We start from the raw sequence: 23,954 nt of genomic DNA, 5'->3' as shown, positions 1-23,954 counted from the left end.
ATAACTACTTTGAATTGCTGTAATTATCTGCTATTTTCAAGGCTTGATTTTAAACACAAATTAACCAAATACACAAATCAACCAATTACCAAATGAACAGAAGAGAAGCGCTTAAAAATACCGCTGTCTGGTTGGGTACGGCAATATCTGCAACAACCTTTGGTGTTTTATTTGAAAGTTTTACCCTTCCGGAAAATGAGAAGAACACAGTCTCATTCTCGGCAGGGCAGGAGCAGGTCCTGGCAGAACTCGCAGAGATCATCATCCCGACAACTAAAGATATACCCGGTGCCAAAGCCGCTGGCTTAGGCAGTTTTATACCGATGATGGTAACAGATTGTTTTCCGGCAAAAACGCAGCAGGCATTTGCCGAAGGTCTGAAAGCTATGGAAGCCACGGCATTAAAAGATTTTAACAAAGATTTCCTATCCCTTTCCAGCCAGGAAAGGGAACAACTGGTCAACAAATTACGTCTGGAAACTATTGCGCAACAGAAAGCCGACAGGGCCGCCAAAAAGAATGTACCTTACTTTTTCGTGATTGCAAGGGATCTGACCGTTCTGGGCTATTTTGCTTCCGAGATCGGTTGCACCCAGGCACGCGAATACCTGGCCATCCCTGGCCGTTACGACGGTGCTACAGCGCTCAAACCCGGACAAAAATCATGGGCCAGTTAATGTTTTAAAATAAGGAATCCGCAATCATGAATATAAATACCGATTTAAAGAAAGAAAATACATACGATGCTATAGTTATAGGATCGGGGATTAGTGGCGGCTGGGCTGCAAAAGAACTGACAGAAAAAGGGCTGAGGGTGCTGATGCTGGAACGTGGAATGAACGTGGAGCATGTGAAAGACTATGATACTGCCATGAAAGATCCATGGGAGTTCCAGCATGCCGGGCGTTTAACCGAAGAAATGAAACGTACTCATCCCGTTCAGAAGAGAGATTATCCTTATTCGGAGTACAACCAGAAATGGTGGGTAAATGACCTGGAATGCCCTTATACGGAAGACAAGCGCTTTGACTGGTACCGCGGTTTTCATGTTGGCGGTAAATCCCTGATGTGGGGACGGCAGAGTTACCGGTTCAGCGATCATAACTTTGAAGACAATGCCAAAGACGGTCATGGCAACGACTGGCCGATCCGTTATAAGGATTTAGCCCCATGGTACGACTATGCAGAGCGTTTTGCCGGGATCAGCGGACAGGCAGAAAACTGGCCCTTATTGCCAGACGGACAATTCCTGCCACCGATGGACCTGAACTGCGTAGAAAAATCTGTTAAAAAGAGGATAGAAGAACACTATAAAAGAACACGCATCATGACCATCGGGCGTGTGGCCAATTTAACAGTTCCGCATAAAGGCCGCGGCAATTGCCAGTACCGGAATTTATGTAGCCGCGGTTGCCCTTTTGGAGCTTACTTCAGCACACAGTCTTCTACCTTGCCTGCGGCCGAAGCTACCGGAAGGTTAACCTTAAGGCCGTACTCCATCGTGAACCACATCATTTACGATAAGAATACGAAAAAGGCCAAAGGGGTAATGGTGATTGATGCCGAAACCAACAAAACAATGGAGTTTTATGCCAAAATTGTTTTTGTCAACGGTTCTACACTCGGTTCAACGTTTATTCTTCTGAATTCCACTTCCGAAGCACATCCTAACGGATTAGGCAATGGAAGCGGACAACTCGGACATAACCTGATGGATCACCACTTCCGCTGCGGGGCCTCTGGCGAAGCACCGGGCTTTGAGGATAAATACACTTTCGGCCGCAGGGCAAATGGAATTTATGTGCCACGTTACCGCAATGTGGGAACCGATAAACGTGATTACCTGCGTGGGTTTGGTTACCAGGGCGGAGCAAGCCGCAAAAACTGGCAAAGTGATATCGCTGAGCTGGCGATCGGGGCCGACTTCAAAGAAAAAATGAGCAGACCAGGTGCCTGGACAATGGGACTTGGTGGTTTCGGCGAAATGCTCCCTTATTACGAAAACAGGGTATATATCGACAAGACCAAGAAAGACAAATGGGGTCAGCCCGTTTTGGCTATCGATTGCGAGTATAAGGAAAACGAGAAAAAGATGCGTATCGATATGATGAATGATGCTGCTGAGATGCTGGAAGCCGCAGGGATGAAAAACATCAAAACTTACGATAACGGTTGTTATCCGGGAATGGCCATCCATGAAATGGGTACCGCCAGAATGGGTAATGATCCTAAAACATCGGTGCTCAACAAATGGAACCAGATGCATGAAGTGAAAAATGTATTCGTTACGGATGGCTCCTGTATGCCGTCCATCGCTTGTCAGAACCCATCTTTAACTTTCATGGCATTAACAGCCCGTGCATCTGATTATGCGGTTAAGGAATTGAAGAAAGGTAATATCTAGTTTTTTAAAGACTGGTTGTTTAAAGAGTTTAAGAAAGTAAAAAGCGCTGCTGTTCTGAGGCTGGAATAAATTTTTTCTTCTTTAACAGAAGAAAAAAATGAATCCTATGCCTCTTCACAGCACGCATTTTACTTTCTCAGCATGATGCATACCAAATGCGTTATATAAACAAGAACTGTAATAATTATACCTTCTATGAATTGGCCTAGGCGCTGTTTTCCAGCTTTTCCAAAAAACCTGGAAGGCAGATGCCAGACAATGAATAGAATGGTTTATTTTTCCTATTACTCGGCTTCTTCGTCAATATTCAGCCTGATCTCATGATCAGAAACAATGATCAAACGATCTTTATACAAGCCGCCTATGGCTTTCTTAAATGCGCTCTTGCTGATTTTAAAATACTGATATATGGCTTCAGGTGAGCTTTTATCACCAAGGGCAATTACACCCCCACTGTATTTCAGGTCTTCCAGGATCACGTCCTTGGTTTCCAGGATATGACCATAACCCATGGGCTGCAGGCTCAGATCTATTTTACCTTCAACACGTATCTTTTTAACCCAACCTTTACGTGTTTCACCAGGGTTCAGCTCATCAAAAAGCTCATTGGTATACAACAGGCCTATGTATTTATTGTCGATAATGGCATTGTAGCCCAGGTCGGAGCGGTCGGCAATCAACAGGCTTACTTCATCACCTTCTTCCAGGTCAATTTCTTCTTCCTCTACATAATTGATCAGCTTTGAAGAAGCGAGCATGCGGTCGTTACTCTCATCCAGAAATACATAAACCACATGCTTGTCACCCCTGAACATAGGACGTTTCTGCTCCCGTTTAGGTACATATATATCTTTACCAATGCCAATATCCATAAATACACCCCCATCTTCAGTTTCATCAACTACGGTCAGACAGGCAAAATCTCCTACGCAGGCCAGTGGCCTTTTAGAGGTGGCCTGCAGCCTGCCATCTTTTTGCATAAATACAAAAAGGTTCAGGTTGTCGCCAATCTCAGCATTTTTAGGTACATCAACATAAGGCAGAAGGATCTCTTTTTCTCCTTCAGTTAATACGAGGCCTTCTTCTGTTTTTCTTATAATCCGGAGATCGTTGTATTGTCCTATTGCTATCATTTTGCAAAGGTAGCATTTGATTTCTATGTTCCTCCAAAATTTGGGTGTAGTGTTTGCCTACGGTTTTTACATTTTCCAGTTCACCTGCTTCCAGTCCGAACAGAATTTCCAGCTTTCGGGCAATCTTATAAGGAATATCCTCCCGGTCGGTGATACGGAGGTCACGGTAATTGTAAAAAGTGGTCATGCCTTTGCCAATGATGCCAGGTATCGATTTGAGTATGACTTTGTACTCTTTTCGTTTCAAATTATCAATACATTCCTCGATCCTGTACTTTTTAAGTGTTTCTTCCGTTTTTTGAACATTTGTTTTCATAAAGAATTGGTTTATTGATGAATAATTACAAGTCTATACAGAAACAGATATTCGCTGGTTAAAAAAATATATCTTTTATTTAAAATATTTTTTAGATACAATAAAATAGCGTTTGGAATACCGTTATTGTGCCTGCGGAACAACGAGGGTATACAGGTTTCCCCGAAAGCTATCCTTGAGCAAATTTAGCGCAATCCTGCTTCGGGTACCCGCGGAACAGCAAAAAACAAGAGTGTGATAAGGCAGGAGCTCCGGAATGTGTTGGCTTAAATCATAAAGCGGAATATTCATTCCTCCGATATTGTGTTCTTCATATTCATAAACTTCACGTACATCAATCAGCAGATAACTGATATCCCTTTCGTCCATTTGCTGCAGTTCATCCAGGCTAAGGGATGATGAAGGAGTGGGTTTGTTTTTCTGTGGCTGTGTACCTGCAGGTTCTTCAGCAGGCTTTTTAGTGCTTTTACTGAAACTGAACAACAGGCTTTCATTATTGAGCGCATTGTAAGTCAGCAGTTTTCCGGCCAGTACCTCTCCAAAACCGCAGATGACTTTAATGGCCTCATTGGCCATCATGCTGCCGATGATCCCTGGCAAAGTGCCAATTACACCGCTTTCTCCGCAATTTGGTACTTCATCGGCTAGTGGAGGTTCGGGGTACAGGGAACGGTAATCGGCACTTCCCTGATAATTAAAAACGGTTACCTGACCTTCAAACTGAAAAACAGAACCAAATACCAGTGTTTTATTCAGCAATACACAGGTGTCGTTTACCAGGTATCGGGTAGGGAAGTTATCCGAGCCGTCGATCACCAGGTCGTACCGGCCAATCAGCTCAGCTGCATTTTCTGCGGTTAGCCGGAAAGGATAGGACACGATTTCCAGCTCCGGGTTCAGCATGCGCAGCCGCGAGGCAGTAACTTCGGCCTTGGGTAGTCCTATATCTCTCATCTGGTAGATGACCTGCCGCTGCAGGTTGCTTTCTTCTACCACATCACCATCTGTAATCCCTATACGGCCAACACCTGCAGCTGCAAGGTAAAGCAATACGGGGCAACCCAATCCGCCTGCACCAACAACCAGTACCGATGCTTTCAGCAGTTTCTGCTGACCGGCAAGACCCATTTCCGGCAACATGATCTGTCTGTCGTATCTTTTCATATCACCCTGTCCCAATCCTTCCACACGGCCTCGTAACCTTGTTTGTCAATCATTTCCGCAATTTCAGCTGCGCTGCGTTCATCCGATATTTCAAACTGTTCCAGCGATTGTGGTTCTACTGCATAGCCACCCGGATTGGTCCTGGAACCGGCACTCATTGCAGTTATGCCCAGTTTAATGATGTTGTTCCTGAAAACCTGCGATTCCCTGGTAGAGATGGAAAGTTCCACTTCCTCATTAAAAAGCCTGTAGGCACAGATCAGCTGTACCAGCTCCCGGTCGTTCATGACCACTTTTGGTTCGAGTCCACCACTAAAAGGCCTTAACCGCGGAAAAGAAATGCTGTATTTGCTCTGCCAGTAAATTTTTTCCAGGTAATCCAGGTGCACGGCCGTAAAAAACGAATCCGTGCGCCAGTCCTCCAATCCGATCAGCACGCCCAGCCCCATTTTATGGATACCCGCCTGGCCCAGCCTGTCGGGTGTTTCCAGCCGGTACTTAAAGTTTGATTTTTTGCCTTTTGGGTGGTGTTTTTTGTAATCTTCCTCGTGATAGGTCTCCTGGTACACCAGCACGGTATTTAAGCCATAGGGCCTTAAGGCCTCATAGTCGGACAGGTCCAGTGGCTGCACTTCCATAGAGATATGCGCAAAATGGGGGCGGATCAGTTCCAGCACCATTTTAAAATAATCGGTATGTACAGACTGATTGGCCTCGCCTGTAACCAGCAACACGTGGTCGAAGCCCATTTCCTTTAGGACAGCTACTTCCTGCATGATCTCTATGGCAGAGAGGGTTTTGCGCTTCACTTTGTTGTCGTAGCTAAAGCCGCAATAGGTGCAGATGTTGTTGCATTCATTAGAAAGGTAAAGCGGTACATACATTTGTACCACTTTGCCAAAGCGTTTCAGGGTCAGTTGCTGACTCAGCTGTGCCATCTGCTCCAGGTAGGGAGCGGCGGCAGGGGAGATGAGTGCTTTAAAATCCTCCAGTGTTCTTTTTGATGCCGATAAAGCCCTTTCTACATCGGTACTGGTTTTGGCATAAATGCTCCGGCTGGTATTTTCCCAGCTGTAGCTTTCAAAAATGTCATTAAAACTGCCCATAAACGGTTAATCTAAAAAGGAAGTAAGGGGACTACTGGCAATGGCCTGCGCACCTGTTGCTACTGCAGCCAGCCGGGCTTCGAAAGCCATTCTGCCGGCTTCAACTGCCATTTTAAATGCCCGGGCCATGGCAACCGGATTTTCCGAAACGGCAATAGCTGTATTTACCAGCACGGCATCGGCGCCAATTTCCATCGCTTTTGCGGCATCAGAAGGAGCGCCTATTCCGGCATCTACCACCACAGGAACTTTACTTTGGGCAATGATGATTTCCAGGAAATCTATGGTCTTTAAGCCTTTGTTGCTGCCAATTGGCGATCCAAGGGGCATTACTGCCGCTGTACCTGCATCTTCCAGTCGCTTGCAAAGCACCGGATCGGCATGGATATAGGGCAGTACCACAAAGCCCAGTTTTGCCAGTTCTTCCGTAGCTTTCAGCGTTTCAATAGGGTCGGGCATCAGGTATTTAGGATCGGGATGTATTTCCAGTTTAAGCCAATTGGTTTCCAGGGCTTCTCGGGCCATCTGGGCAGCAAAAACTGCTTCTTTTGCATTCCTTACCCCTGAAGTGTTGGGCAGCAAACTGATCTGCGGGTGCCTTAAATGCTGCAGGAAGTCATCATCCGGTGCATGCATGTCCACTCTTTTCAGTGCTACGGTAACGAGTTCAGTGCCTGAAGCCAGCAGGGCGTCTTCCATGTTAAGGGCCGAACTGAACTTCCCTGTGCCTGTAAACAGGCGGGAATTGAATATTTTGTCTGCTATTTTTAACATATGCTTAAATATTAGAATGAACCACCTGTAAATTGCTGTACATTTCCCCGATGGCTAAAGATAGTTCCGTATGCCGGGTCAGGGCGCCTGAGACTGCCACACCATGCAAACCTGCCTGCATCAATAGTGGAATATCTTTGGCTTCAATACCACCGATAGCAATTACCGGCAGCCGGATACCCGCCTCCTGCATCTGCTCTATCAATCGGATATAACCTTCCAGACCAATAACGGGGCTCAGGTTCTGTTTTGTAGTGGTAAAGCGATAGGGGCCCAGTCCGATGTAATTTACCCCTTCAGCTGCCCGGAGCTGTATGTGCTCAAAGGTATTTGCGGTGCCGCCTATGATCATATCCGGACCAACGATGGCCCTTGCTTCAGCAACAGGCATATCGTTGAGGCCAAGGTGCAGTCCGTATGCACCTGCGGCCAAAGCTACCTGCGGGTAATCGTTTACGATCAGCCTGGCCTCATGTACCTTGCAGAGCCATGCTGCCTTCAGGGCAAGCGCTAAAACCTCATCTTCAGTCTGGTTTTTTACCCTTAGCTGGATCCATTTTGCTCCTGCAAGCAATACCTTTTCTATGGCTTCCAGGTGAGAGCCGCTGGCCGATGGCTGCGATATGTAATGTAAGCTGTCTATCATAACTGGTGGTGCCCCAACAGACTGGGGCTGCTGTTTAAAAATTGTTCAATGTATTTCTTGCCAAAAAAGCAGGCGGTATACAGATCCTGGCCTTTTGCCAGTGCTGCAGTTATGGCGGCAGACAGCACACAGCCTGAACCATGTTTCTGGTACACCTGCTGCACATCTGGCTTAAGTATCCTTAAACCTCCGGCTTCAAATAAGTAATCGGTACCGGCAGCTGTGCTGTTGTGCCCGCCTTTGAGTAAAACCGGGCAGTATGCCGACCAGGCCCTTGCTGCCTCCTGTGCAGCAGTGTTGCCGGCCAGAACCTGCATTTCGGGGTAATTGGGGGTAATCAGGTCCAGCTGACTTAAAACGGGCGCCAGTTTTTCCAGTGATTCCTCCCAGTTGTGAAAGGTGTAACCTGCACTGGCTTTTAATACCGGGTCGAGCACGATTTTAATGCCGGGAGCTTTTAATTTCAGAAAGGCCAGCACCTCCAGGAGGGTATCCTGATCTTTGATCAGCCCGATTTTGCAGGCCTTAACCTCAAATTTACCAAGCAATGGTGCCGCCTGATCGATAATCTGCCCGGCATCCAGCCAGTCGTTCTTTAAAAATACATCGGCTGTTTGTACCGTAAGTGCCGTACAAACCCCGAACCCATATACCTGCAATTGCTCAAAGCATTTGATATCGGCCAGAATACCAGCACCCGCACTCGGGTCAAATCCCGCAAGGCTCATTACATATGGTCTTAGCTGCTGCATATCCTCTTTATTTTATTGAAATTAGTTAAAGCCTGTTCCTTGTCGTTCCATAGCGCACCCAGAACCGCGGCGCCCTCAAATCCCATTTGTTTAAGGGGCTCAATTTTGTCTGCATCAATGCCGCCAATGGCGATGATTGGGGTAGTGTTTTCCATTACAGGTACTTTAAAATCCCCGGCAAGCCTGCTCTTGTATCCCGGCTTTGAAAAGCTGTCGAATACCGGCCCGAAAAAAGTATAAGCGAAACCCTGAACTTCGTTTAATTCATTTAAATTATGAATAGAGGTGCTTCTTGTAAATTCATCATTTTTAACTGTTTGTGTTGGTTGTTTTCTCATCCATTCCGGATAATGAAGTCTTTTTACGCCCGGAAAATCTGCGCTCAGCTCATGAAACTGGTGCAGGGCAATCCTATGGTGGAAACATTCATCTACAGCCGAAATCAGACCGGCATATTCCTGCCGGTCCGGGTTTTCTTTACGCAAATGGAGCACCGGCATACCGGCTTCGAACAGTTGATTGATCAGCGCTGCTTCTCCTTTAAATAAATGTGCAGAAGAGATTACAAACAACTTCATGGTCTACAGGTAAATTTCGCTGCCTTTTTCTGTAAACTCTTTCGATTTTTCGGCCATGCCTTTTTCCAGGGCAACCTGTTCGTCTACGCCTTGCTTTGCCGCATATTCCCTTACGTCCTGCGTAATTTTCATAGAACAGAAGTTAGGGCCGCACATGGAGCAGAAGTGCGCAATCTTGGCGCCATCGGCCGGAAGGGTCTCATCGTGAAACTCACGGGCAGTATCCGGATCCAGCGCCAGGTTAAACTGGTCTTCCCAGCGGAACTCAAACCTTGCTTTGCTTAGTGCATTGTCGCGGTATTGCGCTCCAGGATGTCCTTTGGCCAGATCGGCCGCATGCGCTGCAATCTTATAGGTAATCACCCCGTCTTTTACGTCTTTTTTGTTTGGCAGTCCTAAATGCTCTTTAGGGGTAACATAACACAGCATGGCGGTACCAAACCAGCCAATCATGGCCGCGCCGATGGCCGAAGTGATGTGGTCGTAACCCGGTGCAATATCTGTGGTAAGCGGCCCTAAAGTATAAAAAGGGGCTTCAGCACAATGCTCCAGTTGTTTTTCCATGTTCTCCTTGATCAGGTGCATCGGTACGTGGCCCGGCCCCTCAATAATGGTTTGTACATCATGTTTCCAGGCAATTTTGGTCAGCTCGCCCAATGTCTCCAGTTCACCGAACTGCGCTTCGTCGTTGGCATCTGCAATACATCCTGGTCTTAGCCCGTCGCCCAGAGAAAAGGCCACATCATAAGCCTTCATGATCTCACAAATCTCTTCAAAATGTGTATACAGGAAGTTTTCTTTATGGTGTGCCAGGCACCATTTGGCCATAATTGAACCACCGCGCGATACAATTCCGGTTACCCTTTTTGCCGTTAAAGGCACGTAACGCAGCAATACGCCAGCATGAATGGTAAAATAATCCACACCCTGCTCGGCCTGCTCAATCAGCGTATCCCTGAACAGCTCCCAGGTCAGGTCTTCGGCCTTGCCATTTACTTTTTCCAGGGCCTGGTAAATAGGTACGGTACCAATTGGTACGGGTGAGTTGCGGATGATCCATTCGCGGGTTTCATGGATATTTTTACCGGTTGATAAATCCATGATCGTATCGGCGCCCCATCTGCAGGCCCATACCGCTTTTTCCACTTCCTCCTCAATAGAAGAAGTAACGGCCGAGTTACCGATATTGGCATTGATCTTTACCAGGAAGTTGCGGCCAATAACCATAGGCTCCAGCTCCGGGTGGTTGATGTTGCAGGGGATGACTGCACGGCCTGCGGCCACTTCAGCACGTACAAATTCGGGGGTAATGTATCCCTTAGGGGTATTGGCACCAAAGCTATGGCCTTTGTGCTGGTGGTTCATCACCTCATACTGCTTGCCCAGCTGCGCATTCAGCAGGTCTATCCTTTGGTTTTCGCGGATGGCGATGTATTCCATTTCGGCGGTAATGATGCCTTTTTTTGCATAATGCATCTGCGAAACATTGGCTCCTTTTACCGCACGGTAGGGCTTATTGAGGTGTTCAAAACGCAGGGTATCCAGTTTGCTGTCTGCCAGGCGCTGCTGTCCGTAATCAGACGAGATCTGCTCCAGCTGCTCCACATCCTGCCTGCCGGTGATCCATTTTTCCCTTAACCGGGGCAGTCCGGCTTTGACATCAATATGCATATCAGGATCGGTATACGGGCCGCTGGTGTCGTATACGGTAACAGGGGGATTTGGTTCGGTAAGGTTAGAACGCTCTCCAAAACGTTCTCCAAAACGCTCTCCAAAGCCATTATGGATTTTGGTGTCTGTTAAAGAGATCTCGCGCATGGCGACTTCAATCTCATGCAGTTGTCCCTTTACATAGATCTTGCGTGAGGCCGGAAAGGGGGTACGGGTAATGATTTGTTCGTTGGGAATTTTTTCAGTTTTCATCCGTTAAGTTTTAAGGTGTGAATTATCCGCCCTGCGTGGCTTTGATGAGGGTTACCTGGTCGCCCTGCCTTAGGGTGTGCACAGACCAGTCTGTTTTGGCTACAATGTTCTGGTTAATGGCCACAGCCATTCCTTTGGCCTCCTGCCGGAGCACCAGGGCAAGCAGCTGTTCAACCGAACAGGCTTCATCAACAACATAGGTTTTGTGGTTTACAGTGATATCCATATTTTAAAAAATTGGAAAACTGTAGGGGATAGCCCATAACGGGTCGAAAAGACAGCAATAGATTTGCTTCTACTTTTCCCTTCGGCAGTACTAACTGCATCAGGTTCAAAGGGTATATCTCAGCGCAAGGCACCCCTAAAGTTTTTTGTAAAGCTAGGTTATTTAATTTGTAAAAAGCAAAAAAGACCTGCAAAATTTAAATTGCCAGGCCTTTTTTATCCTTTTAACGCAATTTGTGCGCTATTTTGGCAATTCCGGTGCCCTTTCTTTCCATGGAATTACCGAGATACTTTCCATAAAGGCGATGATGGCATCTTTTTCTGGTTTAGAAAGCCCCAATGGCTTTAATAACCTGTCGTTTTTAGGCAATAAAGGGTCATTTACCTGTTCTGGCCTTACCCGTTGTACCGGCATCCCTACATTGTACATGTTCATTACACCATCCATATCGCTGAACAGGCCATTGTGGAACCATGGGGCAGTGCGCATTACGTTGCGCAGACCAGGGGTTCTGAATTTGCCCACGTCTTCAGGTTTTTTGGTGATGTTGTACAGGCCAAGATCTTCATATTTGCGGCGGAAGTAAGTTAAACCTGCGTTGTGGAATTCCCCGTCACTAAACAAGGGACCATTATGGCAATTCAGGCAACGTGCTTTTGTACGGAACAAGTGGAGGCCCAGTATCTGCTGATCTGTTAAACGTTTCTTATCACCCAGCAGAAAATGATCAAAATCGCTTTTGCGGCTTACAATTGTTTTCTGATAAGTAGCCAGGGCCGAAACAATACGTTCTACAGTTACTTTCTTATCGCCAAAAGCTTCGGTGAACAGGGGCTGATAGCCTTTGATCTTCTGCAATTTGGCCGGTAGTTTTTTCAGGTCCTGGTGCATTTCAATGGGGTTGCTGATGGGGTGTGCAGCCTGATCTTCCAATCCATTGGCACGTCCGTCCCAGAAAAGTTTTTTAAAGAACCATACATTTTCAAGAGAGGGGGTGTTGCGTTTACCGGCGCCATGATCGTGGCCTATGGCCTTTTCCCGTCCATCCTGCCAGTTCAGGTCTGGTGCATGACAACTTGAACAGGAAATCTGGTTGGAGCCCGAGAGGCGGGGATCAAAGAACAGGTTCCTGCCCAGGGTAATCACCCCTTTCAACTGCTCTTTTTGGTCTTCAATGGGAGAGAGGGGCACTACGCCCAGTTCAACAAATTTAACTCCCGAATCCAGGGTTGGTACAGGCCATTTATCCGGCGATTGGGAATAGATCTTCCTGAGCGAATCAACAGGTAATGCATCACCAGTAATGAAGTCGAAAGAACGGAAAGAAACAAACAATAAGATAAATAGCAGCGTACTCAACGCCAAAAACACCCGTTTCATACTGTCAAAAATAAAGATTTAAAGAGAGATTTGCAGCTAATCTGCGATTTCCTGGTAGCGTTGCTGCAGGCACGGTAACTTCCTGTTTTTGTATTGCCTGGATATAAGTTGTATTTAACGTTATTCCGGTTTTAAAATCTTTGCTTAAGGTATTGCTGACGTAACCTAGCTTTAGGTTTAATATGCCTTTTTTCATTCTTTGATAGACATAATCCGGATACATCACGGTTAAAGTAAATGCATTTTGCTGTGTCAAAGGAGCACTGGCACTTACATCAAAAGGCAGCAGCAGTGAAGGAGCAAGGCCAACTGAATAGCTGTTTCCAGATGCAGTAGTGTGGTACCAGTTTCCACTAATGCCCGGACGGAAATTTGCATACTCAAAAAGATGCGCAGTTACTGCATCTTTTTTGTAATTGTAGAGGTAATTTAATGAAGCTCCCCATTCAAAAGTATTGCTGCCGTAAGTGTCAGCATTGTTAAATGCGACACCACCAGACTTGTTGTTTGCAGTATAGTTTTTCCCGAAAAATCCGGCTACATCATCCGTTCCATCCAAATCCGAATAAACGAGTTCGAGTTGCTTCAGATTACGTTTATGTTTTCTGGTTAACAGCAGGTGCCCACTTAAAGTCTCGCTGGTATAGGTGCTGTAAACTATGTTTTTTAAAGACTGATCAAGTTCATTTTGGTTTTTATCAGATGTATTGATGTATTTAAACTCTAATAAGATATTCCATGTGCCGGTTTTTCCTGCAGCATAGATACTCCCTCCCTTATATTGTTTTCTTCTGGAAAGTTCATCATATGAAATCGGTGCATAACCATAACCATAATTCAAGTAGGTAATCCTTTCCGGATACTGCAAGCCAGTTTTGTATTCTGTCCTCTTGTAGGCAATACTGGTCTCTTCTGTACCATAACCCCATAGTCCCGATGCGCCCAAGTTCCAGTTTTTAGTAATATAGGTTAGTTCCGGTTGCATTTGAAAATCAAACCAGTTTAAGGCCATGCGGGGATCTACAGATCTGTCAGCCAGGTAATAGATGTAATTAAAACCAGACGAAAAATTAAGCTTTTCTTTCAATAATTCATAACTGATGATACCTTTTGCATGGTACTTCTGTCTGCTGAAATTACTTTCCTTAGCCACAATGTGATAAAAAGGCTGGTCATCTGTACCTTCTCCACGCAATACATTGCCAAGGTCTTTTTCCTGTAGCTTCGAGTATTCAAAATTACCGTAAAGCTTAAAGCGGTTTATTTTTTTTATGCCCTCAGCTTCAAAAGAAATTCTGTTGCTGCTTCCCGGAGTTTGCGGACCTTTGAAAGCACCCTCACTATACTCATAATGCAGGCTAACCTTGCTCAGTTGTTCTGATGGATACCTGAGCAGTGCTGTTGCACTTTCTTTTGCTACCCTAAGTTCCCTTTCGGCCAGATTAAATAAATATAATGAATCTTTCGGCCTGATTTCCTGGGAAAACAAGCCTAAAGACAAAAACATCAGGGATGCCAGTATTTTAAACCTCATTGCTATTTGAAAACACTTTTTGTAGGATCGGCCATCGGCAGATAGTCAAAATCCTCTGACGAATTATTGGAGTCTTTTAATATTCGCCTGCCATTTGCAATTTTACTGGTTTTTCTAATTACGGACTGAGAAGAAAAAGAGCCGCCAGGCACAAAAGTAAAACCTGCATCAAGCGCCGCCGGTAACCTGTGTGGTACACGTTTGGTGGCAACGGTCTGTGCCATTTCTACAGCATCTGTAATTATAGAATTTGGTAGCTGCACAAACAATTCCGTGGTTGTAGTAATCGCTTTTACATCTGGGGAAGGATATTTATTAAATTTTGTTACATCATCTTTAGTTTTAAAGATTACAATGGCCTCCTGACCCCGGGTATCTAAAATAAGATCTCTGTCGTCCAGGTGAATCACCTCAATGTTTGGTACATCTGCGTTTTCCAAATCTGTAGCCAATGGATTAATACCGGGGATATTCCCAAAGTAACCCTCGAAATCAGCTTTGCTGAGATCAATAGTTAGTGCGGGGTTTTTAACAGTATATTGTTTTCCACCACTGGTAAACGATGCTTTGTGGTTCATCGCACTTTGGGCAATAATGATGCTGCCACCTGGCTGTATGGGATATTGCTTGCCGGTTCCGGGAATACGGTGTATGGCTTTTGCATAAACATAATCTGTATTCGCCTTGGCATTATTCATACCTATAGATTTGGTCCAGTCAAATTGTCCTGTGGGTAAAAAATGAGGCTTACTCAAGTCAGAAGTAGTATTATTGACGCCGATGATTAAAGCAAAATAAAGACTGTCCGCATACATTACTTCTGATGAATTGTTATAAATCTCAAAAAACTGGTCTCTGATACCGGCACCATCCGATGCACTCGACCCCCCGTAGTAGACTTGTTTAATTACCCAATCGCCTAGTCTTCCGGCTGTCATTACCAATTCCAGTGTTCCCGAAGTATTGTTAATCCCTGCGTTCATATTCGCGTTAAACACTACGTCTTCAGTAGTCATAACCCCTGTTGCAACTGAATAGTCTACTGCGGGTATTTTTAATGTAGAAACAACCGAATAGTTGCCTGGTATAATGCTATTAAATTTTACCACGCCACTCTCATCGGCTACAGCCTTATTTATTTGACCATTTACCTGGTTGGTTATGGTAACCTCTGCTTTTGCCGGGGAAAGTCCTAATCCGGAAGTCTTATCGTCAAATTTTACCTGAAATGTTACCGAAACCGGTTGCACTTCGTTTTTGTCCTTTTTACAACCAGAGAACATATAGCTGAATGTTAAGATTGTAAATAAAAGTTGAATTTGTTTCATATTTAATAGTTGTTAAAATTTAATAGAAAGATCTGCACTTACACTTACCGGAAAGGTATAAGTGGTTACCTTATCCGTTATCCAATTATAAGAGCTGTTTCTAATGTTAAATACGTTATAGGCATTTACCGACATGCGCATGGCTTTACCAATATCCTTTGCAACCCTTAGTGATAGGTTAGCATACACCAGAGGCTGTTTAGTTATGTTTGCTGCCGCACTGTTAAGGGCAAGGTAATTATAGGTTGCGTCATCGGGATCAAAAACGGGAATCTCATAACGTTGAAAATCTTTGTCTAGGTAAGCAACAGGCAAATAGGCCTTGTCCAGTATTTTGCTCTGCTTCAGCCAGAAAAAATCAGTTAATATACTCACCACAAAACCCAACTTAGGAATATGGGTAGAGGTAGTTAGTTTACTCATAACCTGATAACTTTCCGTAGTGCTGGGGCCGTATACTCCAAACCAGGCTTTGTAACTGTCTGTTATAAACTTATCATCAGCTTTCTGGGTCGAAAACCCATCTCTTTTAAAAGTGCTATAGGAAAAGGACGTGTTCAGGTTAAAGCTGGTTTCAATTACTTTGACTTTTTTTGTAGCGATAAACCATTCCAGTCCGGCATTATTACTGCTCAATCTGTTTCCGGTACTATTGTAGCTGGTTATCCACTTACGTGTCCCGCCACTAGCCACATAACCTGGTTTGCCTTCGGCATCCAAAATATAACTGTACTCTGGCAAAGTGTATCCCTTATAAACGGTCTCGTTGCTGAAGCCATCCCTGCTGGTCTTATAGTACCCAAAAATGGAGGAGTCAAAAAACTTATCTTTATAGGAAAGACCAATTTCCACCTGAGAGGATTTAGAAGCTACCATGGCCGAATTGTCTGGTGTTATTTTATCAGTGTACACCAGGAACAGGCTTTTGGAAACATCATTGCTGTTAAAAACGTTAAGTAGAGGCAGATCAAAATATATCGGACCTGGGTATCTGTGAGACAAGGTGGGAGCTTTAGAAGCCATACCGAATGCCAGACTAAACTTCATTTTGCTGGATAGCCCATAGGTGGTATTAATCCGTGGCTGCAGGTTTACACTGCCGTTCTGATTGTCGTAACGCAAACCTGCATTTATTTTTAAGGGCATACTGAACAGGTTAAAACCAAAATCGTCCTGTATATATATCCCATAATTAAAAATAGCAGGGAGCAGTTCATAGCTATAAGGTCGCTCATTTTGAAAGCCTACATTTGCCCACCTTGGTGCATCAGGATCAATTACAATACCTTCTCCTTTGTTGTCCGAAAAATAAATATTGGTACCAATACTCAGGTGATGCACCAGTTCTCCCGTATAGAACTCATTGTTAATACTCAGGTTTCCATTCAAATTGCCAGGTCTGCCCAAAAGGTGTTCAACCGCAAGAAATGTTCCCGGAGTATAATAACCTACATAAAGACCGGTGGTATCTTTATCTGCCATTGCCTTGGGCGCATTGTTAAAACGGCGCTGATTGTAGGTTTCCTGATAACCTTTGCTGTAGCCAATACTCATGCTGACAGACTTCAGCACAGTGTGGTTCACATTCACGGAAGACCTGTTAGAAATAGAGAAATTTCTGGACTTAGCAAAGGTCATATAGTCTTCACCTACATCAGGATCAAGTTTTACATCATCAAGCCTGGTGTTGTAGTCTAATGAGATCGTGTTTTTAAAACCCTTAAATAGGTAAGAAGTCCATATCAGGCCTGTACTTACCCTTTTATAGGACTTAATAGGATCACTCGGGTCTTCCTCACTAAAGAGATAGTTCGCGGAAAAATTTATTGCTCCCGTTTTTTTTCCCAATACATAACCTTTTGAAAGTGAAAAATTGGTGGAATTAGCATTGATTCTGGAGTTGAACTGGTATTTGGTCCTGCCTGCCTGCCTGTTAATGATTACTGCACCATCGGTCAGGTCGCCATATTTTGCTGGTGCAACGCCAGAGATCACCTCGATACTTTCAATGTTGTCGGCTGGAATTTCCCTCAGATCCAGGCCAGCAAAGGTAACATCAAATCCGCCGTTTGAGCGGCTCCCAATAGCTGAACCGGCTAAGCCGAACTTACCTACGTTCCGGTTTTGCATATTTGCATTGTTAGACAGCTGGATGTCATCCATTATAATCGCAGTTCCCAATGCATTGTTCATTGAGTGCAAACCTTCGGCCTGGCTTCTTAAAGTAATGTTTGTTGGATTTTGCAATTGGGGAGGGGTTACAGTTTTCCCCGGAAGATTGTTTAATATATCAGTCAGACTAAAAGCCTGAACCTGTTCAACTGCCTGCCTGTCAAACAAAATGGAAGAATTAGACGATCTGGTTTTACGTACCTCGCTTACCTCAACTTCGTTTAAACTCAGGTTCAGGTCAAGAAGTATAAATTTCAGATTCTTAAGGTTTGAAGTGGTGTTAAAAAAAGTTTCTATGTTTTTTTTTCCAACCATTTTAATGGTTACATCGAAATTTCTGAACCGAACAGTATCCACACCAAATTCAAAATAACCATCACTAGTAGTATAAGTTGATATTGCAAGCACTTCAGATTGCACGGTTGCAAATGGAATGGCTTTTTGTTTAACATCAACCACGCGCCCTGTTACAAGTACCTTTTTCTGCGCGTAAGCATTACTTGTAATCAACAGTATTATTAAAATGTATACTTGTTTCAATTTAGACTTATTCTAATATCCCCTGCAAAAGTGTAATTATTACACTAATTATCCAAATTATTTAGAATAAATCTAATTAGTCGAATTCCTTTACCGCTTTCTGACAGTTTTTCCAAAAATACCAGCAAATGAATTCCTAAATTTGCGGCGCAAACCGATTGCAATGATCTCTAATTTAAAACACCGTTTCTTTCTCAGCCTTTTTTTCTTCATGTCGGGCTTAAGTTTTTCTACCTGGGCCTCTCGTATCCCTACCATTAAAACTATTTTTGGCTTTAACGAAGCAGAACTGGGCAGTATGCTGCTGGCCTTGCCTATCGGTTCTTTACTGGGCCTGCCCATTTCGGGCTGGCTGGTTTCCAGATACAATAGCCGGGTGCCCTTAACGGTAGGGTACGGGCTCAATGCATTTGCCCTGGCACTTATTGGTTTTGCACACAATACATTTACGCTGGTTGCGGCAGTAGTGATATTTGCTTTCACCACACGGATTTTTAACATTTCTGTAAACACCCAGGCCATCACACTGCAAAAGCGCTTCGATAAAAAGATCATGGGCTCTTTTCATGGCTACTGGAGCATGGGCGGTATCGGCGGAATTCTGATATCGACGCTTTTAATCGGATTGAACGTTTCTATCCAGATGCATTTTGTGGCTGTAGCAGTCGTTATGCTCATCATAACCCTATATTCATATCAGTTTTTATTGAAAGGCGACCGCTCCGAAACAGGGAACAAACTGAATTTAAAAAAGCCAGATCCTTATATCGCGTATCTCGGACTGGTGGTTTTTCTTTGCGCCATATGTGAAGGCGGGATGTTCGACTGGAGTGGAATTTACTTCCAGGAGATCATTAAGGTAAAAGTGTTTACGTATGGGTACCTGGTGTTTATGACCTTTATGGCAGCTTCAAGGTTCCTTTCAGATCTTATTGTTGCCCGTTTTGGAATGCCGAAATCTTACATTATGAGTGCGGTATTTATTGTATCAGGAATAAGTTTGGCTATTATTTTTCCATATTTCTGGACGGCTATGATTGGTTTCTCACTGGTGGGCTTCGGTACGGCTGCCATTATCCCTATGTCTTATGCGCTGGCAGGGGCGTCCAAAAAGTATTCTGCAGGTATGGCCATATCCATTATAGCCACCTATTCTATAACCGGGATGCTGCTTGGACCACCGTTAATCGGCTATCTTGCCCATGCTTTTAACTTAAGGGTTTCCTTTGTCATATTTGCCATTTGTGGTATTCTGCTGATCCCGATTACCCGAATGTTCTTTAAACACCAAAGGCTTTCAGATCAAACTGCATAACAGCCGATCCAAAAGCCTTTGGCGATTTCAACATTGTTTTTATTTAAATATCCTGCAGGGCATTATCAGGATCATAGGCTGAATCCTGTGCTGCCGATTTGCTTTTCTGCCTTTCAGTTTCCTTAAACTCTTTGAATTCCTGGGATACTGCTGCTGCCTTATTTTTTACATTATCCACCACGCGGTCTTTCAGGTGAGCAAGCTCTTCTTTGCCTGTCGACATGCGCTCCCTTACCGAATGGTAACCATCTTTAATGTTATCTGTTAAATCCAGCGCTTTGTCAGAAATCCGCTCCCTTGTTCTTTTACCGCTATCTGGCGCAAATAAAACGCCCAGTACGGCCCCAACTGCCAGTCCGGCCAATAAACCGATCACAGCAGTGGAAGTATCAACCGGTCTGTGTGACATGCCTGTGAAACGATTGGCCATTAATTTCTTGTAATTCATAATGCTCTCCTGTTGATTAATATCTTATGATAAACAGCACACTGCCAATATTGTTTTAATTCACATTGAATTTTATTTGAGTACGGGTAGAGCTTGGTATGAGTTACCTATTTTTAGGTTTTTTTTAGGGCCTTTCTAGGTCGTTCCTAGGTCCTTTCTAGGTCAAATGACCTTAATCTGATTTAGAAAAGATTTAAAAATGATTTAAATAACTTTTAAAAAACTAAAACACAGTTTAAACTGTTATGTAACTCAGCGTTAACCGCTGCACACCAGATATAAACAGTATTTATGAATTTAAACTTAACAAAATGGGAAAATTATTAGGCGGAATCTATGGCCCTACAACCGGAACAACAGGAAACCTCACCAGCTACGTTTTAAACGGGCAAAATATAATCAGGATGAGGGCACATTCAAGAACAAGATCCAGTGAAAGACAGCTGGACAACGAAATGCGGATGAAAGTAATCAGTGATTTCTTTTTCCATATGAAACCCATCCTGAAGGCAGGCTTTGGCCCGGCCGCAAAAAACACGACCAAAAACTATTACAATATTGCAGTTTCCTACAATAAAAAACATGCATTGAAAGGCTTTTACCCTAACGTTGAGGTTGATTATCCCAATGTATTGCTTAGCGATGGTGATTTATTGCCTGCTGAGAACCCAGTCGCAAAAAGGGTATCGGGTGGTATAGAATTTACCTGGGATACCGACGGTTTTGCATGGGGCAATGGTGCCGATCAGGTAATGGTATTGGCTTATTTTCCTGAATCAGGCAGAAGAGAAATGTTCTGCTACGGTGCCCGGCGCATGGAAGGCAGAGAATTTTTGCCCCTGCAGGACAATCAGATGGAGCAACCTGCGGAGACCTATATTTCCTTCATATCACCAGACCGTTCTGAAGTGGCCAGAAGTATTTACCTGGGGCAGGTGTAAATTAAACATCACTTTGTAAAAATTACCTCAATTAGGTAAAATAAAGGCACTTTATTGTCTATTTTTGTATCGTGTATTTTTTACACTAACTACGGTACGAAAATGAAGAAAAGCTTACTCACTTTAACCCTTGGCGGACTGGGCATTGGCATCACGGAATTTGTGATGATGGGCCTGCTACCTGATATCGCAAAAGATCTGTCCATCACCATTCCGCAGGCTGGGCACCTGATTTCTGCATATGCCCTTGGGGTAGTGATCGGCGCACCTGTATTGGTAGCCATCGCCGGGAGTTACCCTCCGAAAAAGATATTGATGGCGCTGATGATGATGTTTGTGGCATTTAATGCCATGTCGGCTTTTTCTCCTGATTATACCACCATGTTTATTGCCCGTTTACTGGCAGGCCTGCCGCATGGTGCATTTTTTGGTGTTGGATCTGTAGTGGCCAGTCGCATTGCTGATAAGGGTAAGGAAGCTTCGGCCGTGTCGCTTATGTTTGCAGGTTTAACCGTAGCCAATGTAATCGGCGTACCGCTCGGAACTTTCATCGGGCATAATTATTCCTGGCGTTATACCTTCGTAATCATCGTAATCGTAGGTTTAATTACCCTTTTAAGTCTGAAGTTATGGATGCCGGCTTTACCGGCAACAAAAAACAGGGACCTGAAAAAGGAACTGGGTTTCTTTAAACTACCGGAAGCCTGGCTCATCATTCTGATGATTGCCATTGGAACAGGAGGGCTGTTCTCCTGGTATAGTTATATTGCACCTTTGCTGACCGATGTAGGCGGTTTTTCTGCTGATTCCATCACGTATATTCTGGTGTTGGCCGGCCTGGGGATGCTGGTGGGGAACTTCATAGGTGGTAAACTCGCCGATAGGTTCTCGCCTGCAAAAGCTTCTGTTTCGTTACTGATTGCGATGGCTGTGACCTTGTTTATTGTGCATTATATTTCTGCAAATCAAACACTTTCACTGCTCATGACTTTTGTAACCGGTGCTGTAGCCTTTGCACTGGCTGCCCCTATACAGATGCTGATGATTACCACGGCTAAAGGATCTGAAATGCTGGCTGCCTCGGCAAGTCAGGCCAGTTTTAACATTGGTAATGCCCTGGGTGCCTTTCTGGGCGGTTTGCCGCTGGCAGCCGGCTACGATTATACTTCACCCGTATGGGTGGGTACATTGATGGCTTTAACAGGGGCCATGTTTGCCTGGATGCTGATTGCCCGGAACAAGAGACTGGCGCTGGCCAGCTAGTTTTTTGCTTTTACCGGCATTAAATTCCCCGGCAGTATTTTGAAATCCTTAAATCTTTGTCTAATTTAGATTCCAACCAAATATTCAGGCAAACCTGTCTTTAAAAGCAGGAAAGGGATTGCTGTATTTACCATGCAAAATCTGAACATACTCCAGGACGAAGAATTGCTGCAGCTCTTGAAACAAGAGCAGATGGCTGCTTTTGAGGAGATTTATAACCGTTACTGGGATAAACTCTATGCTGCTGCTTATAAAAGGCTGCAGTCAAAAGAGGTGTCGGAAGAGTTGGTACAAGACCTTTTTACCTCCCTTTGGATAAACAGGAATGTGTTGAACATTCATACTTCAGTTGCCGGATATCTTTTTACATCGGTAAGGTACCTGGTGCTCGGCCAAATCCAGAAGGAAATGGTGAGGGCCAGTTATAAGGAATCTTTATCCCTCAACAGGATCGATAATTCGACTGAAGAAACGGTGCTGTTGAACGATCTGGTAGCTAACCTGAACGTCGCGGTAGAACAATTGCCGGTAAAATGCAAATCTGTATTTGAACTGAGCCGTAAGGAATTTAAGTCAAACAAAGAGATTGCTGCCGAACTGGGGATATCTGAAAAGACCGTAGAAAACCAGCTGACCAAGGCTTTAAAGCGTTTAAGGCTGGGGTTGAATAGCCTGCTGCTGAGCTTGTCGATGTTAATGATCACATTATTTTAATTTTTTTTCTTTTAGCGTAGGGGTAGAGCCGTAGCTGGCTCACTTACTATTATAACCTAATATAATAGACCTGCAATGAATAAGAATATTTCGCCGGAACTTATCCGTAAATATATTGGCGGGAACTGTACACCCGAGGAGATCGAGAATGTGCACAACTGGTATGCATCTTTCGAAAATGAACCTGATCCGCTGATCGATCTGGAACTGAAAGAACAGCTGGAACTCAAAATGCGTATGCTTGGCCGCATCAGGACAAATATTCAATCTATTGGGGCCGATCGCAGAAACAATCGCATGAAACCGCTTTTGTACAGCTGGGTGGTAAGTGCAGCTGCAATTTTTATTGTAGTGCTGGGAATTGTTTTATACCAATCTGATTTTAAATCCAAATACTTTACGCGCAAAAACGATAATGCGGAGATTATATCGCCTGTTGTGGTTCACAATAAAACGTCAACGTTACAGAAACATATCCTTCCAGACTCAAGTGTAATCTGGCTGAGGCCTTTAGCCATGATTATGTACAGTAAAAATTTTGTACAGGATACCAGGAAAGTATCGATGAAAGGGGATGCTTTCTTTGAAGTAACCAAAGATAAAAAGCACCCTTTTGTGATCTATAGCGGAGGGCTGATCACTAAAGTATGGGGTACCAGTTTCAGTATATCCTATAATTCTGAAACCCGGAGTACCGAAGTGGCGGTGCTGACAGGTAAGGTTTCCGTAAGCCCCAATAAACATTCAGAAGAGCGTTCAGGAGAGCGTTTAGAAGCGCGTTTAGCAGAGCCTTCCGATGAGTTGATGTTATTGCCGGATCAGAAGGCAGTTTATTCTGAATCGCACAAATTAAGCAAGGCTAAAATTACACAGAACTCAGCCGTAAGCATCTGGAAAAAGGAGGATGTATTGTTTGATAACATTACTGTAAAAGAGATCATAAAGGTGCTTAATATAAAGTTTAACGTAAACATAACAACAACCGATCAGGCCTTGAACGATTACGTGCTGAAAGCAGATTTTTCAGGACAGAGTTTACCAGAGATCCTGCTCATCATGGAAAAATCACTGAACATTACCTATAGTATTGAGGGTGCAGATATCCTATTGAAACAACAACAAAAATAACCAGCTAACCAAATTTTAAACCAATAGTATGAATAGAAAAACAGGATACATTTTTTAAGGAGATTAGGGGCGCTTGCAACACCCCTAATCATAAAGGACCATAAATAAACACCTATGTAGGGCATAGGTGAACGGTGCCATTTTGTCTCATTTTTAACCAACGAAACAA

Annotated in this window: 22 protein-coding genes and 1 riboswitch; of the genes, 7 read left to right on the top strand and 15 right to left on the bottom strand. The window is 44.1% G+C overall.

What is annotated here, in order from left to right:
* The first annotated feature begins 92 nt into the window (after positions 1–92).
* Both ABIE26_RS08625 and ABIE26_RS08620 read left to right on the top strand, forming a co-directional pair.
* Positions 93–677 (top strand): gluconate 2-dehydrogenase subunit 3 family protein, encoded by a 585-nt coding sequence (locus ABIE26_RS08625; RefSeq protein WP_310137904.1) that lies wholly within the window; start codon positions 93–95, stop codon positions 675–677.
* 26 nt (positions 678–703) lie between these two features.
* On the top strand, positions 704–2,404 hold the full coding sequence (locus ABIE26_RS08620; protein ID WP_310137907.1) for a GMC family oxidoreductase: 1,701 nt from the start codon (positions 704–706) through the stop codon (positions 2,402–2,404).
* Positions 2,405–2,688: 284 nt separating this feature from the next.
* On the opposite strand, the gene ABIE26_RS08615 is transcribed toward ABIE26_RS08620, so the two are convergent.
* From ABIE26_RS08615 to ABIE26_RS08550, 14 genes are all read right to left on the bottom strand, one after another.
* Positions 2,689–3,537 (bottom strand): CvfB family protein, encoded by an 849-nt coding sequence (locus ABIE26_RS08615; RefSeq protein ID WP_310137910.1) that lies wholly within the window; start codon positions 3,535–3,537, stop codon positions 2,689–2,691.
* Positions 3,467–3,853: a hypothetical protein gene (locus ABIE26_RS08610; RefSeq protein WP_310137912.1), complete on the bottom strand. Its 387-nt coding sequence runs from the start codon at positions 3,851–3,853 to the stop codon at positions 3,467–3,469. Before ABIE26_RS08610 ends, ABIE26_RS08615 begins: the two co-directional genes overlap by 71 nt.
* Positions 3,854–3,976: 123 nt before the next feature.
* A complete protein-coding gene (locus ABIE26_RS08605; protein WP_310137914.1) occupies positions 3,977–5,017 on the bottom strand; it encodes a HesA/MoeB/ThiF family protein in 1,041 nt (346 codons plus the stop codon).
* Positions 5,014–6,123 (bottom strand): 2-iminoacetate synthase ThiH, encoded by a 1,110-nt coding sequence (thiH, locus tag ABIE26_RS08600; RefSeq protein ID WP_310137916.1) that lies wholly within the window; start codon positions 6,121–6,123, stop codon positions 5,014–5,016. The genes ABIE26_RS08605 and thiH overlap by 4 nt, the downstream gene beginning before the upstream one ends.
* Positions 6,124–6,129: 6 nt before the next feature.
* Positions 6,130–6,897, bottom strand: coding sequence for a thiazole synthase (locus ABIE26_RS08595; protein WP_310137919.1), 768 nt, complete (start codon positions 6,895–6,897; stop codon positions 6,130–6,132).
* A gap of 4 nt (positions 6,898–6,901) precedes the next feature.
* Positions 6,902–7,543, bottom strand: coding sequence for a thiamine phosphate synthase (locus ABIE26_RS08590; RefSeq protein ID WP_310137921.1), 642 nt, complete (start codon positions 7,541–7,543; stop codon positions 6,902–6,904).
* Positions 7,540–8,295, bottom strand: coding sequence for a hydroxymethylpyrimidine/phosphomethylpyrimidine kinase (locus ABIE26_RS08585; RefSeq protein ID WP_310137922.1), 756 nt, complete (start codon positions 8,293–8,295; stop codon positions 7,540–7,542). Before ABIE26_RS08585 ends, ABIE26_RS08590 begins: the two co-directional genes overlap by 4 nt.
* Entirely contained in the window at positions 8,283–8,873 is a 591-nt protein-coding gene (locus ABIE26_RS08580; protein WP_310137925.1) for a thiamine phosphate synthase, read from the bottom strand. Before ABIE26_RS08580 ends, ABIE26_RS08585 begins: the two co-directional genes overlap by 13 nt.
* A 3-nt stretch (positions 8,874–8,876) precedes the next feature.
* Positions 8,877–10,796, bottom strand: coding sequence for a phosphomethylpyrimidine synthase ThiC (gene thiC, locus ABIE26_RS08575; protein ID WP_310137927.1), 1,920 nt, complete (start codon positions 10,794–10,796; stop codon positions 8,877–8,879).
* Between the two features lie 22 nt (positions 10,797–10,818).
* Positions 10,819–11,022: a sulfur carrier protein ThiS gene (gene thiS, locus ABIE26_RS08570; RefSeq protein WP_310137929.1), complete on the bottom strand. Its 204-nt coding sequence runs from the start codon at positions 11,020–11,022 to the stop codon at positions 10,819–10,821.
* A gap of 59 nt (positions 11,023–11,081) precedes the next feature.
* Positions 11,082–11,169: riboswitch (TPP riboswitch) on the bottom strand.
* A 93-nt stretch (positions 11,170–11,262) separates the two neighbouring features.
* Positions 11,263–12,402 (bottom strand): cytochrome-c peroxidase, encoded by a 1,140-nt coding sequence (locus ABIE26_RS08565; RefSeq protein WP_310137931.1) that lies wholly within the window; start codon positions 12,400–12,402, stop codon positions 11,263–11,265.
* Between the two features lie 4 nt (positions 12,403–12,406).
* Positions 12,407–13,936, bottom strand: coding sequence for a DUF6850 family outer membrane beta-barrel protein (locus tag ABIE26_RS08560; protein ID WP_310137933.1), 1,530 nt, complete (start codon positions 13,934–13,936; stop codon positions 12,407–12,409).
* 2 nt (positions 13,937–13,938) lie between these two features.
* Positions 13,939–15,264 carry a DUF4876 domain-containing protein gene (locus ABIE26_RS08555; RefSeq protein ID WP_310137935.1) on the bottom strand — a complete coding sequence of 442 codons (1,326 nt, stop codon included), beginning with the start codon at positions 15,262–15,264 and terminating at the stop codon, positions 13,939–13,941.
* Between the two features lie 12 nt (positions 15,265–15,276).
* Positions 15,277–17,946, bottom strand: coding sequence for a TonB-dependent receptor (locus ABIE26_RS08550; protein ID WP_310137938.1), 2,670 nt, complete (start codon positions 17,944–17,946; stop codon positions 15,277–15,279).
* A 193-nt stretch (positions 17,947–18,139) separates the two neighbouring features.
* Here ABIE26_RS08550 and ABIE26_RS08545 point away from each other — a divergent pair, with 193 nt between their 5' ends.
* Positions 18,140–19,291, top strand: coding sequence for an MFS transporter (locus ABIE26_RS08545; protein ID WP_310137939.1), 1,152 nt, complete (start codon positions 18,140–18,142; stop codon positions 19,289–19,291).
* A gap of 43 nt (positions 19,292–19,334) precedes the next feature.
* On the opposite strand, the gene ABIE26_RS08540 is transcribed toward ABIE26_RS08545, so the two are convergent.
* Entirely contained in the window at positions 19,335–19,739 is a 405-nt protein-coding gene (locus tag ABIE26_RS08540) for a YtxH domain-containing protein (protein WP_310137941.1), read from the bottom strand.
* Between the two features lie 311 nt (positions 19,740–20,050).
* On the opposite strand from ABIE26_RS08540, the gene ABIE26_RS08535 reads away from it, so the two are divergent.
* From ABIE26_RS08535 to ABIE26_RS08520, 4 genes are all read left to right on the top strand, one after another.
* The gene (locus ABIE26_RS08535; RefSeq protein WP_310137943.1) at positions 20,051–20,680 is read left to right on the top strand and encodes a DUF6266 family protein; all 630 of its coding nucleotides are present in this window, start codon (positions 20,051–20,053) and stop codon (positions 20,678–20,680) included.
* Between the two features lie 102 nt (positions 20,681–20,782).
* Complete coding sequence (locus ABIE26_RS08530; protein WP_354375392.1) at positions 20,783–21,943, top strand: MFS transporter; 1,161 nt, start codon at positions 20,783–20,785, stop codon at positions 21,941–21,943.
* A gap of 132 nt (positions 21,944–22,075) precedes the next feature.
* Positions 22,076–22,657: an RNA polymerase sigma-70 factor gene (locus ABIE26_RS08525; RefSeq protein ID WP_310137945.1), complete on the top strand. Its 582-nt coding sequence runs from the start codon at positions 22,076–22,078 to the stop codon at positions 22,655–22,657.
* A gap of 75 nt (positions 22,658–22,732) precedes the next feature.
* Entirely contained in the window at positions 22,733–23,785 is a 1,053-nt protein-coding gene (locus ABIE26_RS08520; protein WP_310137948.1) for a FecR family protein, read from the top strand.
* Positions 23,786–23,954 lie beyond the last annotated feature (169 nt).

Origin of the sequence: Pedobacter africanus (genome assembly GCF_040548825.1) — a bacterium.
Classification (GTDB): Bacteria; Bacteroidota; Bacteroidia; order Sphingobacteriales; family Sphingobacteriaceae; genus Pedobacter; species Pedobacter africanus_A.
Note: the sequence above shows the minus strand (reverse complement) of the source record. Positions and strands in the feature narration are given on the sequence as shown.

Excerpts from the sequence above, each read along its gene's own strand:
- ABIE26_RS08535 (WP_310137943.1), top strand. The coding sequence starts at position 20,051 with ATGGGAAAATTATTAGGCGGAATCTATGGCCCTACAACCGGAACAACA.
- ABIE26_RS08610 (WP_310137912.1), bottom strand. The coding sequence starts at position 3,853 with ATGAAAACAAATGTTCAAAAAACGGAAGAAACACTTAAAAAGTACAGG.
- ABIE26_RS08565 (WP_310137931.1), bottom strand. The coding sequence starts at position 12,402 with ATGAAACGGGTGTTTTTGGCGTTGAGTACGCTGCTATTTATCTTATTG.
- ABIE26_RS08615 (WP_310137910.1), bottom strand. The coding sequence starts at position 3,537 with ATGATAGCAATAGGACAATACAACGATCTCCGGATTATAAGAAAAACA.
- ABIE26_RS08520 (WP_310137948.1), top strand. The coding sequence starts at position 22,733 with ATGAATAAGAATATTTCGCCGGAACTTATCCGTAAATATATTGGCGGG.
- thiC (WP_310137927.1), bottom strand. The coding sequence starts at position 10,796 with ATGAAAACTGAAAAAATTCCCAACGAACAAATCATTACCCGTACCCCC.
- ABIE26_RS08560 (WP_310137933.1), bottom strand. The coding sequence starts at position 13,936 with ATGAGGTTTAAAATACTGGCATCCCTGATGTTTTTGTCTTTAGGCTTG.
- ABIE26_RS08545 (WP_310137939.1), top strand. The coding sequence starts at position 18,140 with ATGATCTCTAATTTAAAACACCGTTTCTTTCTCAGCCTTTTTTTCTTC.
- ABIE26_RS08605 (WP_310137914.1), bottom strand. The coding sequence starts at position 5,017 with ATGAAAAGATACGACAGACAGATCATGTTGCCGGAAATGGGTCTTGCC.
- ABIE26_RS08590 (WP_310137921.1), bottom strand. The coding sequence starts at position 7,543 with ATGATAGACAGCTTACATTACATATCGCAGCCATCGGCCAGCGGCTCT.
- ABIE26_RS08595 (WP_310137919.1), bottom strand. The coding sequence starts at position 6,897 with ATGTTAAAAATAGCAGACAAAATATTCAATTCCCGCCTGTTTACAGGC.
- ABIE26_RS08540 (WP_310137941.1), bottom strand. The coding sequence starts at position 19,739 with ATGAATTACAAGAAATTAATGGCCAATCGTTTCACAGGCATGTCACAC.
- ABIE26_RS08525 (WP_310137945.1), top strand. The coding sequence starts at position 22,076 with ATGCAAAATCTGAACATACTCCAGGACGAAGAATTGCTGCAGCTCTTG.
- ABIE26_RS08625 (WP_310137904.1), top strand. The coding sequence starts at position 93 with ATGAACAGAAGAGAAGCGCTTAAAAATACCGCTGTCTGGTTGGGTACG.
- ABIE26_RS08580 (WP_310137925.1), bottom strand. The coding sequence starts at position 8,873 with ATGAAGTTGTTTGTAATCTCTTCTGCACATTTATTTAAAGGAGAAGCA.
- ABIE26_RS08585 (WP_310137922.1), bottom strand. The coding sequence starts at position 8,295 with ATGCAGCAGCTAAGACCATATGTAATGAGCCTTGCGGGATTTGACCCG.
- ABIE26_RS08555 (WP_310137935.1), bottom strand. The coding sequence starts at position 15,264 with ATGAAACAAATTCAACTTTTATTTACAATCTTAACATTCAGCTATATG.
- thiS (WP_310137929.1), bottom strand. The coding sequence starts at position 11,022 with ATGGATATCACTGTAAACCACAAAACCTATGTTGTTGATGAAGCCTGT.
- ABIE26_RS08620 (WP_310137907.1), top strand. The coding sequence starts at position 704 with ATGAATATAAATACCGATTTAAAGAAAGAAAATACATACGATGCTATA.
- ABIE26_RS08530 (WP_354375392.1), top strand. The coding sequence starts at position 20,783 with ATGAAGAAAAGCTTACTCACTTTAACCCTTGGCGGACTGGGCATTGGC.
- thiH (WP_310137916.1), bottom strand. The coding sequence starts at position 6,123 with ATGGGCAGTTTTAATGACATTTTTGAAAGCTACAGCTGGGAAAATACC.